Here is an 11,389-nt window from a genome sequence, read left to right on the forward strand (position 1 = left end):
TACCTCGTTTGGCGCCGCTCGTCACAAAGGTCATCGCGCCCGCATGGACCCGCGCGCCTTCTACGAGAACCAGGGGCCGTGGGGATTCAACTTCGGCGGCAACTACATCTTGCGCCAGGGCTACAGCGAGATGTTCTACGCCCACAACGTGGCGACCGACGATCCGGTCTATTCCGCGAAAGACGTGCTCGTCATTCCCAACAAGGTCGGCGACTACCGTCTGCCGGCGGTGCAGTCGCTCCACGCGCGCGTCGAGAAGGCGTTCACGATCCAACGGATGCACCTCCTGCTGGACCTCGACGTATTCAACCTGCTCAATTTCGGCACCGTGCTGGGGCGGATCTACGACGTGCGGTCGTCGCTGTTCAACCAGCCGGCCGAGATCATGAACCCGCGCATCGCGCGCTTCGGCCTGCGCGTGCAGTTCTAGCAGGGGTGCGGGCGCGCGGACGCTTGACGGCGATCCGCGTGCCCGCGCCAGGCGAGACTGCGGTGGTGACTGGCCGGACCGACAACGGGCTAGAATCACACACCCCATGGAATTGCTGCTCTGGCGCTGGAGCACCTCCGCACAGGTCGCTTCGGCGCTCCTCATCGCCGTCTTTTTCTCGGTGCTCGGCCGGTCGATGCGCCGCGGCGAACTGCGGCACTTCGTGCAGGCGTGGCAGGCCAATCTGGTCGCGCTCGTCGTGACGATCGTGTTCTGGTTCGCGCGTCCGGCGTCACGTGGGCCGCTGGCGGCGCTCGTCTGGGGTTACTTCTTCTTCAAGACCATGTTCGTCGTGCTGCTCGCCCTCGGCGCGCGGCGCTTCGTGCGGCCGAACGCGCCAGCGCTGGGGGCGCGCGCCGCACTCATGGTCGCGATCGCCGCGCTGGCGCCGGCCGCCGCGGTCAGCGGCCTCGGCGGCATCGGCGTCGTCGAGTCGACGGCCATTACGCTCGTCCTCGCCGCGGCGGCGCTGGAGCTGTGGAAGAGCGGCGTCCTGGCGGGATGGCTGACGGTCGGCTACCTGGTGCGCGCCGCGCTGGGGGCGGTCGAGGCGGTGGCCTACGGCTCGCAGCTCGTCGCGGTGCCCTGGCTCCCCGCTGACCGCGTCGCCGTCGTGCTGGCGACGCATTCGGCCTTCGACACCGGTGCCGAGTGGATGATCGCGCTTGGCTGCGTGCTCGTCGTCTATCGCGGCATCCAGACGGAGCTGACGTCGGCGAACTCGCGCCTGGTCGAGGCGAAGGAGGCGCTGCAGGAGCTCGCCGACCACGATTCGCTGACCGGCCTCGCCAACCGGCGTGTCATGCCGGCCGTGCTGCGGCAGGCGTTCGACACCGGCGCGACGATCCTGTTCTTCGATCTGAACGACTTCAAGCGCGTCAACGACACCCACGGGCACGAGGCCGGAGACGAGTGCCTGAAACGGTTCGCGACGGCGCTGCGCTCCAGTTTCCGTCCGGCGGATCACGTCATCCGCTATGCCGGCGACGAGTTCGTCGTCGTCGCCGCGGGGGTCGAGCCGCCGCAGATCCTCGAACGCGTCGAGCAGGTGACGGCGCGCCTGACCGCCGAACCGGTTCGCGGAGACGCGATCCAGTTCGCGGTGGGCCACGCCTACCTGCCGGTCCACGGCGACGTCGAGGCGGCGATGCGCAGCGCCGACGAACAGATGTACCGGCAGAAGCCATCGCGCTGAGGGGGATCTGTCCGGTGATCCGGAGCCGCCGCGCTCGCGTCCCGTCGATGGCTCAGTGGCTCTTCTTGGCGGCGTTCTGTCGTTCCGTCGAAGGAGGCACCAGACCCTTCAGCCGCAAGTAGACCGACATGGTCCCGTACATCTCGTTGCCATGGCTCACGGTCCCGAGGAGGAACAGCCCCTTGGCCACCTGATTCGGCCCACTCTTGGTCAGCACCGGCATGTCCTCGTCTTTCAGGGGCGTCAGCACCGGATCGCAATAGGCGGTCGAGTCCTTCAGGAGCGCGACCAGCTCCGCCTTCGTGCGCGTGGTTTCTTCCTTGTCGTCCTTGTGCGGCGGCGCCGCGTCGCCCTTCAGCGCCGCACAGGTCGAAAACTGCGAGAGCGCCACGTGCGCGACGAGCTGGCCGAAGGGACGGATGTCGGGGGTCGGCTTGAACGTGTAGTCGGCGTCCGGCATTTTCTCGGCCGCTTCGAGCAGGTTGCGTTCGATGTTCGTGTAACCGCGCTGCATGTTGCCCGACAACGTGAACGTCTGGCCGGCCGGCGTCTGCGCCTGCGCGAAGGCGGCGGCCGGCGCTGCGAGGAGCGCGGCGGCAATCAGGATCTGGGAACGTCGCATTGAACCTCCGCCGCAGAGCGTGGCAGAGTTCGCCGGCGCCGGCGCGCGAACTGCAGCCAGGGGCGCCGGCCGTGCAGCCAGCCGCGTGCCGCCGGTGACGGGCGATCGCCGCGGTGCGGTAAGGTACTGAGCAACTCGCATGAAAGGCGCGAAGGCGTGGGCTGTCGTGTCGGCGTTCTGGGTATTCGTCACGCTGCTCTACGTCGGCCAGATCGTCTGGCTGTCGCGCATGCCGGGAGAGCAGATCGACCTGCGCGCCGCGCTCGCCTGGCAGACGACCTACTACCTGCTCTGGATTCCCTTGACGCTGCTGGTGTGGCGCCTGACTGCCGACTGGATTCCCGATGCGCCGCGCGACTGGGCGCGCATCGTCCTCCGGCATCTGCCTCTCGTCGTGGCGATCTCGCTGGTGCATTTTGCCTGCGTCGCGTTGCTGTCGCGGCTTCTCCACGTGGCGATGGTGCCGGGGCTGTGGCCGTCGATGGTCGCCCAGATGCGCGGCCGGCTGCACCTGGAGCTGCTGATCTACACGGCGGCGGCCGCCACCGGCGCCGTGCTGGGTCTCCACGACCGCTATCGCGATCGGCAGCTTGCGGCGCTGAAACTGGAAGGGGAGCTCGCGGCGGCACGGCTCGACGCGCTGCGCACCCAGCTGCAGCCGCACTTTCTCTTCAACAGCCTGCACTCGATCGCGTCGCTCGCCAGGGCCGGCGATACGGCGGGCGTCGTGCGCCTGATCGCCGGGTTCAGCGAGTTGTTGCGATCGCTGCTCGAGCAGGAAGAGCGCTATCTGCCGCTCGCCGACGAGCTGCAACTCGTCGAGCGCTATCTCGAGATTCAGCGCGTCCGCTTCGCCGATCGCCTTCAGACGTCGATCGACGCGGACCCGGCCGTGACGCGCGCGCGCGTGCCGTTGCTCGTCGTGCAGCCGCTCGTCGAGAACGCCCTGCGCCACGGCCTGGGTCCGCGCGTCGCGCCGGGCACGCTGGCGGTGCGCGCCTCGCGCGAAGACGGGTGGACGCGCATCGACGTCGAGGACACCGGTCTGGGTCTGCCGTCCGGCTGGACGCTGGCCAGCACGCGCGGCACCGGACTGCGCAACCTCGCGGCGCGTCTTACCGGAGAGTTCGGCGCCTCGTGCTCGCTCGACGTGGTGCCCCGTGAGGGCGGCGGCGTCGTGGCCACCGTCCGGATCCCGTATGCGGCGATGTAACGGATCAGTATGACGGCGGGGGCACAGATGTCGGAGGCAGGGACCCTGGATCGAGCCGCGCGGCGGCGGGAGGTCGAGACATGACGACACCGGTGCCGGCTTCCGTGTCGATCCACGCGTCAACCCGCGTCTGGCGCGCGGTGATCGTCGACGACGAGCCGCCGGCGCGGCAGACGCTGCGCCTGCTGCTCGGCCGCGAGAAGGATTTCACGCTGGTCGCCGAGTGCGGTCATGGCCGAGAGACGATCGACGTGGTCTCCGCCTGCCGGCCCGACGTGCTGTTTCTCGACGTGCGGATGCCTGGGCCGGACGGTTTCGCCGTGCTGCGCGAGCTGGGGCCCGGGGCGGTGCCGGCGGTGGTCTTCGTGACCGCCTACGATCGCTACGCCGCGCAGGCGTTCGAGGAGCACGCGGTCGACTACCTGCTGAAGCCGTTCACCGACGAACGCTTCGCCGGCGTCGTCGAACACGTCCGGCGGCGGCTGCGCGAGCGGGCGCTGGCGACACTCGGCGAGCGGCTGCCGGCGCTGCTGGCGGACTCGGCGGCGCGAAGCGAGCGCCGGCCGTTCGTAATCAAGGACGGTTCGCGGACCCACGTCGTCGCCGAAGCGGACATCGCCTGGGTCGAGGCAGAGGACTACTACATCGCGATCCACGCCAACGGGCGGCGCATACTGGCGCGCGAATCGCTCAAGACCATCGAGGCGCGGCTCGATCCGGCGATGTTCGCGCGCGTCCACCGCTCGGCGATCGTCAACACCCGCTTCATCAAGGCGATCGAGCCGGTCGCCTCCGGCGACCAGCGGCTGCTGCTCGTGGACGGCACGGTGCTGCGGGTGAGCCGCACGCATCGCGCCGCGCTGATGCGGCGCCTGTGACCGCGGCGCGAGTGACCGACAGGTTGGAGGAGGACAATGTCGCTCCCTGAACCCGAGATCCACGCTGTCGCTGCGACGACGCACGGGCGCGTGCTCGTGCGGCGTGCCGACGAGCCGTCCGGCATCATCGCCGGCTTCCATGGCTATCTCGAGGACGCCGCGATCCAGATGGCGCGGCTCGAGTCGATCCCCGGCGCCGGCCGCTGGACGCTCCTCTCGGTCCAGGCGCTCAATCGCGTCTACCGCGGCCGCAGCCAGGAGGTCGTCGCGAGCTGGATGACGGCGCAGGATCGGGAGACGGCCATCGCCGATAACATCGCGTATGTGGCGGCCGCGCTACGCGTCGCGCCGGCCATGCCGATCGTCTTCGCCGGCTTCTCGCAGGGCGGGCAGATGGCGTTCCGCGCCGCGGTGCGCCGCGGCGGAGCACCGCTCGGAATCATCTCGGTCGGCGCCGACGTGCCGCCGGAACTCCTGGCCGATGCGGCAGTGCGCTTCCCGCCGGTCCTGCTGGTGCGGGGCCGTGGCGATCAGTGGTATTCGGACTCGAACCATGCGGCGGACCTCAGCGCCTTGCGGGCCCGCGGCGCGGACGTCGAGGCGTTCGTGCACGACGCCGGCCACGACTGGACCGGCGACGTGTCTGCCGCCGCGGCGCGATGGCTCGAGGCGCGGCTGCACGAGCAGAAGGGCTGACCGCCGGGGCGAGCGCTTACCGCGTGTCGGTCTTCGGCGACAGTCCCATGTTGAACATGATGAACGAGTAGATGTCGGCGCTGGTCTCGAGCGCCTTGGTCAGGCTGCTCGCGCCATGCGCCGAGTGCGTATCGATCCGGATCAGGATTGGTGTGTCGTGGCTCGCCTTCTCCTGCAGCGTCGCCGCGTACTTGAACGAGTGCGCCGGCACGACGCGGTCATCGTGGTCCGACGTGGTGATGAGCGTCGCCGGATACTTCTGGCCGGCCTTGATGTTGTGCAGCGGGGAGTAGGCGTAGAGCGCCTTGAATTCATCCGGGTCGTCGCTCGACCCGTAGTCGGCGATCCAGTTCCAGCCGATCGTGAACTTGTGGAAGCGCAGCATGTCCATGACGCCAACCTGGGGGATCGCCACCCTGAACAGTTCCGGCCGCTGGTTGATGACGGCGCCGATCAATAGGCCGCCGTTCGATCCGCCCTGGACGGCCAGCCGATCGCTCGACGTGTACTTCTGCGCGATCAGCCACTCGGCGGCGCCGATGAAGTCGTCGAAGACCTTCTGCTTCTTCAGCTTGATACCGGCCTGGTGCCACGCCTCGCCATATTCGCCGCCGCCGCGCATGTTGGCGTTGGCGTAGACGAATCCCTGCTCGAGCAGCGCCAGCCGCGCCGCGCTGAAGGTCGGCGACTGCACGATGTTGAAGCCGCCATAGCCGTAGAGCAGCGTTGGATTCGTGCCGTCGAGCCGGATGCCCTTGCGGTGGACGAGGAAGATCGGGATCCTGGTGCCGTCCTTGCTCGGATAGAACGCCGACTCGACTTCGTAGTCGTTCGGGTTGTAGCCGGGAATCTCCGGCTGGCGGAAGATCGTGCTCTTCCCGGTGGCGATGTCGTAGCGGTAGATCGTTGGCGGTACGTTGAGCGAGTTGAACGTGTAGAACACGAACGTGTCGTCGCGATTGCCCCCGAAGCCGCTGGCGCTGCCGGGACCCGGCAGCGCGATTTCGCTTTCGAGCGTGCCGTCGAGCCCGTAGACATAGGCGCGCGTCGTCACATCCTTGAGGTAGGTGGCGAAGATCTTGCCGCCCGCCGTCGAGACACTCTCGAGCGGCTCCGGACGCTCGGGCAGGATCGTCTTCCAGCTCGCTTCATCCGGATGTTTCGGATCGACGAGCACGACGCGGCCGTTCGGCGCGCCGTGATTGGTCTCGACCAGCAGCTTGTCGGCCAGGTTGTCGACGACGCCGAACGAGTCGTTGGTGATGTCCTTGACGACCGGGTTGAACTCGCGTTCGCCGCGGGACAGATCGCGGGCGAAGAGCGCGTTGCCGTCCTTGCCCTTGCCGCGGTCCGACACCGAGAGCAGTGCGAAGCGCTCGTCCTCGGTCGTCTCGAGGGTGTTGAAGCGCTGCGGATTGCCGGCGTCCTGATAGATCTGCCGGTCGGCCGTTTGCGGCGTTCCGACCTCGTGGAAGTAGACGCGATGATCCTGGTTGATACCGGCGCGGTCCTGGCCCTTCGCCGGTTCCGGGTAGCGGCTGTAATAGAAGCCGTTCTTCTGCCAGGCGACCCCCGACACCTTAATCCACTTCAGCGTGTCGGGCAGCGTCTTCCTGGTCGCGAGCTCCATCACCTTGTAGGTCGACCAGTCGGCGCCGTTCTCCTGCATGCCGTAGACGGCGTACTTCGCGTCGGCCGACGGCACGAACGCGCCGAGCCGCGTCGTCTCCCCCCAGGCGTTGGGATCGATCAGCACGCCGGGTGTGCCGTCGAGACCCTTTTGCACGTAGAGCACGCTCTGGTTCTGCAGGCCGTCGTTCTTGAAATAGAAGTAGTAAGCGCCCTTGCGCGACGGCGACGTGTATTTCGGGTAGTCGTTCAGCTGCTTGACGCGCGCCTGCATCGACTGGCGGTACGGGATGGCCTCGAGATAGGGCATCGTCACCCGGTTCTCGGCCTCGACCCAGCGCGCCGTCTCCGGGGCATTGTCGTCTTCGAGCCAGCGGTACGGATCGGCGACCTTGACGCCGTGATAGTCGTCGATCTGCGCGACCTTCTTCGTCGCGGGATAGGTGAGCGTCTGGGCGATCGCGGCCGTCGTTGCAAGCGCGATCGTCGCAATGGTGGCGAAACGGCGGAAGGGCGTCATGCCCGGAAGTATGTCACCGTCGGGCCGCCGCATCCCAGTGACGAGCGCGGTGACGGCGTCGGCCGCGCGGCAAGGGAAGCACTCGGCCCCCAGCTCCCGATTGAAGCTGGGAGCTGAGAGCCAAGGGCTGGAGGCGCCGGCTGCCGTTAGAACGAATAGCGCAGGCTCAACTGCGTGTCGCGCCGCGAATTGTCCTTGCTCGTGATCCGGCCGAACGTGGAGCTCAATGGGTCGGTCGATGGATTGTTCAGGTTCGCGTGGTTGAGGAAGTTGAACATCTCCGCCCGGAACTGCAGCTGATGTGTGCCGCTCAACGTCACGTTCTTGAAGAGCGCGATGTCCCACTGGTACTGGCCGGGCCCGTACATGTTGTCGCGCGGCGCGTTGCCGAACGTCCCCGCCGCCGGACGCGCGTAGGCCGCCGGGTTGAACCAGTAGTTCTGGTCGCTGTTGTTCTCCGACAGCCTGCCATTGCTGTTGGCGTTCGGATCGCCGACGAGGTCGTACGGCTGCGCGAACGTGTCGCCGACTCCGGCCACGTCGTCGCCGCGGGTGACCCAGAGCGGCGTGCCGGTGCGCATGAACGTCGAGCCGGAGATCTGCCAGCCGCCGAGCGCGCGTCCCTTCAGCGACGACCGGTCGTCGTTGAAGAACGGCACGTCATAGATGTAATAGAAATTAAACACGTGACGGCGATCGAAGCTCGAGTTCCCCCACATACCGGAGTCGTCGTAGCTGTTGAACAGCACGTCGCGCTTGGTGCTGGCGTTGTCCATCGAATGGCTCAGCGTGTAGGCGGCGCCGAACTTGAAGCCGTTCTTGTAGCGGCGATCCGCGCTCAGCTGCAGGCCGTTGTAGGTCGAGCGGCCCGAGTTCTGCGAGAGGCGGATGACACCGTAGCCCTTGTACGGCCGCAGGTAGTCGGTGTTGATGCCGGGATTGGCCTGCAGTGTGCCGGGTGCCAGCTGGTTGATGTTCAGCTCGCGCTGCAGGTTGCGTCCCAGCCGCCCGACGTAGGTCGCGTCGACGACGAAGCCCCCCGGCATTTCGCGCTGCACGCCTGCCGAGTACATGTACGACGCGGGGTGCTTGAACACCGGGTCGATGGCCGTCATCCCGAGGGGTAGCGTGCTGGCGCCGCCGATTCCGCCCGGGTTGTCGACCGAGCCGTTGCTGACGCCGACCTGCGGTTGGAACGGCGGGTTGCCGCCGAGCAGCAGTGAGTCGTTCAGCGTCACTCGGTTGTGAAAGACGCCGGAGCTGACCTTGACGATCGTCTTCTCGTTCATGCCGTACGACATGCCGATCCGCGGCTCGAAGACGTTGTAGTGCGTCTCGGTCAGGCCGAGCGGCGCGCCGACGAAGAGCGCCTTCACCGCCGGGTCGTTGTAAACGGCGAGATCGCTCGCCGAACTCGGGAAGCCGTCGCCTGGCAGAACGATGCCGTTGTAGCGCGGTCCGCTGATGATGCGTCCGGTCGCCGGATCGAGCACCGCCTGGTTGGCGACGCTGTAGTAAGCCGGATTGAAGGTTGCGATGTTGTTGTCCTGCGCCTGGAACGGTGGCCAGATCACGTAGCGCACGCCCCCTTCCACCGTGAGGTTGCTCGCCGGCCGCCACGAGTCCTGCACGAACATGTCGGTCGCGGCCGCCCGCCAGTGGGTGAGCGCGCGCTGCCCGATTTCGGCGTAGTTGGTGAAGACGCCGAGCGCCGCGTCGGCCATCGCCACCCCGGAGTGTCCCGTGGCGGTCGTGTTGGTGAACTGGAAACGGCCGTTCTGGTTGTTGGTGCTCCCCGGAATCGGCTGCACGTTGATCTGGTCGAAGTCGTCCTCGCCCGAGTACTCGACGACGACGCCCGCCTTGACGGTATGCCGGTTCTTCACCCACGTCACCGCGTCGGAGAACGTATGGATCGGTCCCTGCGAGGACGATGGATAGGGCCCGCCGTCGATCTCGCTGAGGTTGGCGATCGTAATCGTCGGGATCTTGTCGGGGATTTCCTTGAAGTCCGGAAAGATGTAGGGATAGGTGATCCCGTAGCTGCTGCGCTTGTAGAGATCGCTCTGGAACACGTTGATGAATACCTGATCGAGCGAGTGCGTGTAGCTGGCCTCGTTCACCAGGTTGTTACGGAGCGTACTCGTCCAGCTCAGGGTCTGGTTCTGGTTGGGCCGGTCCCAGTCGGTGCGCGCGTAGGGGAAGGTGCCGCGGAACGCGTCGACCGCCTTCCAGTTGTATTTGCCGTAGCGGAACGTCAACGTGTTGTTGGCGTTCATGCGGTAGTCGACCCGGATGTTGTCCTTGCGCTGATCCTGGGGGTTGGCGCTGGTCAGCAGCGCGTTGTTGGTGCCGGACTGAAAACCGGCCGTCGGCAGCGGAAACGCCCCGAGCAGCGCCAGGCCATTCTTGCTCAGCTGGTTCGCCGGAATGACGTTGTTCGGAAAGGGCAGTCCGGTCGCCGGATCGCGGATGATCTGCGGTGTGCTGTAGAAGCTGTTGGCGCCGAGCAGCTCGCTGAAGTCGCCTGCCCGCATCTTCGCGGTCGGCACCGTCGCCGGGTTGGTCGAGACCTGATTGAAGTTGACCCACTCCTGCGCGACGAAGAAGAAGAGGTGATTCTTGATCAGCGGCCCGCCGAGCGAATAGGCGTACTGCTTGTAGTCGAACGGCGCGGCCTCGCGATCGGGGAGGTTGGTGCTGTGATTGCGCAGCCAGGTGTTGGCCTGCAGGCTGGCGTCCCGCAGGTAGTAGCCGCCGCTGCCGCTGAAGCGGTTGCTGCCGCCCTTGGTGACCATGCGGATCTGGCCGCCGCTGACGCGGCCGTACTCCGGCATGTAGTCGCCGGTCAGCACTTGCACTTCCTGGATCGCGTCGACGTTCTGGATGCCGACGATGGCGCCGTTGGATCGCGTGCGGATCGCGGTCGCGCCGTCGACGGTGATGTTGTTCTCGTCGGTGCGGCTGCCGTTGATGCTAAAGCCGCCATTGCCCAGATCGGAGAAGTTGTAGTTGTTGAAGCTGCCGCCGACGACCCCCGGCTTCAGGCCGACGACGCCGATCGGGTTGCGTCCCGAAAAAGACAGCTGCTCGATGTCCTTCGATTCGATCGTCTTGCGCAGCGCGACGTCGCTCTGGAGCTGCGGCGATTCCGCCGTGACCGTCACCGCTTCGCTGAGCGTGCCTGTCTCGAGCGCGAAATCGAGCGTGAGCGAACCGGCCGCGTCGAGCTGCACGTCCTGACGAAGCGACTTCCGGAAGCCCTGCAGCTCGGTCTCGACGTTGTACCTGCCGGCCGGCAGGTTCGGGAACGTGTAGAAGCCGGTGCCGTCGGTGACGGCGGTCCAGTTCAGGCGCGTTTGCTGGTTGACGGCGGTCACGGTGGCGCCGGGCACCATGGCGCCTTGCGCGTCCTTCACGCGGCCGGAGATCTGGCCGCGATCGAACTGCGCGACTGCGGAGACGACGAACAGGAACGTGGAGAGCGCGAACAGGACACCGCACCGGACGACGCGGCGCAACAGCCGGGCTTGTTGCATGAGTCCCCTCCCGGGAAGTGTGGCATCAGCGCCACGCGCGGGAGGCTACGCTCGCGTCGTCATCCGAGTCAAGATTTTCCAGCGGATCAGTTAGGGAATCTCTTAACTCAGCCTCGGCGCCTTTCCCCGATTGTCATCCTCCTGACGCATGTGCAACATCGGAGCAACGATGTGTTCTGCGCTTGCATCAGGCGTATGATCGCGGAAGTTCGCCTCCGGTCCGAAGGAGGATCATGATGCAGCCCAGTCCATCGGGTATGGTGATTCCGTTGATCGTGGTGCCATTCGAGCGCCGCGATCTGGCCCGGCGCGCCGCGGTTCGGCGCCGCATCGCTGCCGAATTCCGTGAAATGCCCGGGCTCGTCTTGTCGGTGCGGCAGGCCAGTCGCCTGCTCGGCCTCGACGAGGCCGCCTGCGAACGGATCCTCGCCACGCTCGCCAGTGAGGGGCTGCTCCGGCGCCGCACCGGCGGCGCCTACGGCACGTAATTATCCGAGGGGCGTCGCCCCTCGGACTCCCCGACAGCGTCGCTCGCTCGCCGCTGCGCCGGCTCGCTCCGCTCCGCTGGCTCGTTCGCGGTGCTCACTCGCGGACTGAGGCGCGGCCT

9 protein-coding genes are annotated in these 11,389 nt (G+C 66.9%); 6 read left to right on the forward strand and 3 right to left on the reverse strand.

The genetic code is table 11. From position 1 onward, the window contains the following. Positions 1 to 43 precede the first annotated feature (43 nt). Both VGI12_19640 and VGI12_19645 read left to right on the forward strand, forming a co-directional pair. Positions 44 to 430, forward strand: coding sequence for a hypothetical protein (locus VGI12_19640; GenBank protein ID HEY2434894.1), 387 nt, complete (start codon positions 44 to 46; stop codon positions 428 to 430). 106 nt (positions 431 to 536) lie between these two features. After that, the gene (locus tag VGI12_19645) at positions 537 to 1,685 is read left to right on the forward strand and encodes a GGDEF domain-containing protein (protein ID HEY2434895.1); all 1,149 of its coding nucleotides are present in this window, start codon (positions 537 to 539) and stop codon (positions 1,683 to 1,685) included. Positions 1,686 to 1,737: 52 nt separating this feature from the next. Here VGI12_19645 and VGI12_19650 read toward each other — a convergent pair whose 3' ends face one another. Continuing rightward, complete coding sequence (locus VGI12_19650; GenBank protein HEY2434896.1) at positions 1,738 to 2,307, reverse strand: DinB family protein; 570 nt, start codon at positions 2,305 to 2,307, stop codon at positions 1,738 to 1,740. A 139-nt stretch (positions 2,308 to 2,446) separates the two neighbouring features. Between VGI12_19650 and VGI12_19655 the strand changes: the two genes are divergently transcribed. From VGI12_19655 to VGI12_19665, 3 genes are all read left to right on the forward strand, one after another. Beyond that, entirely contained in the window at positions 2,447 to 3,520 is a 1,074-nt protein-coding gene (locus VGI12_19655) for a histidine kinase (protein HEY2434897.1), read from the forward strand. An 80-nt stretch (positions 3,521 to 3,600) separates the two neighbouring features. Continuing rightward, positions 3,601 to 4,398 carry a LytTR family DNA-binding domain-containing protein gene (locus VGI12_19660; protein HEY2434898.1) on the forward strand — a complete coding sequence of 266 codons (798 nt, stop codon included), beginning with the start codon at positions 3,601 to 3,603 and terminating at the stop codon, positions 4,396 to 4,398. A 36-nt stretch (positions 4,399 to 4,434) separates the two neighbouring features. After that, entirely contained in the window at positions 4,435 to 5,094 is a 660-nt protein-coding gene (locus VGI12_19665) for a hypothetical protein (protein ID HEY2434899.1), read from the forward strand. A 16-nt stretch (positions 5,095 to 5,110) separates the two neighbouring features. Here the strand turns inward: VGI12_19665 and VGI12_19670 are convergent, their stop codons facing one another. Together VGI12_19670 and VGI12_19675 are read right to left on the reverse strand one after the other, a co-directional pair. Beyond that, positions 5,111 to 7,243 (reverse strand): prolyl oligopeptidase family serine peptidase, encoded by a 2,133-nt coding sequence (locus tag VGI12_19670; protein ID HEY2434900.1) that lies wholly within the window; start codon positions 7,241 to 7,243, stop codon positions 5,111 to 5,113. A gap of 146 nt (positions 7,244 to 7,389) precedes the next feature. Next, the gene (locus VGI12_19675; protein HEY2434901.1) at positions 7,390 to 10,782 is read right to left on the reverse strand and encodes a carboxypeptidase-like regulatory domain-containing protein; all 3,393 of its coding nucleotides are present in this window, start codon (positions 10,780 to 10,782) and stop codon (positions 7,390 to 7,392) included. Between the two features lie 236 nt (positions 10,783 to 11,018). Here VGI12_19675 and VGI12_19680 point away from each other — a divergent pair, with 236 nt between their 5' ends. Beyond that, positions 11,019 to 11,270: a hypothetical protein gene (locus tag VGI12_19680; GenBank protein HEY2434902.1), complete on the forward strand. Its 252-nt coding sequence runs from the start codon at positions 11,019 to 11,021 to the stop codon at positions 11,268 to 11,270. Positions 11,271 to 11,389: the final 119 nt, after the last annotated feature.

Source organism: Vicinamibacterales bacterium (genome assembly GCA_036496585.1).
Taxonomy (GTDB): domain Bacteria; phylum Acidobacteriota; class Vicinamibacteria; order Vicinamibacterales; family 2-12-FULL-66-21; genus JAICSD01.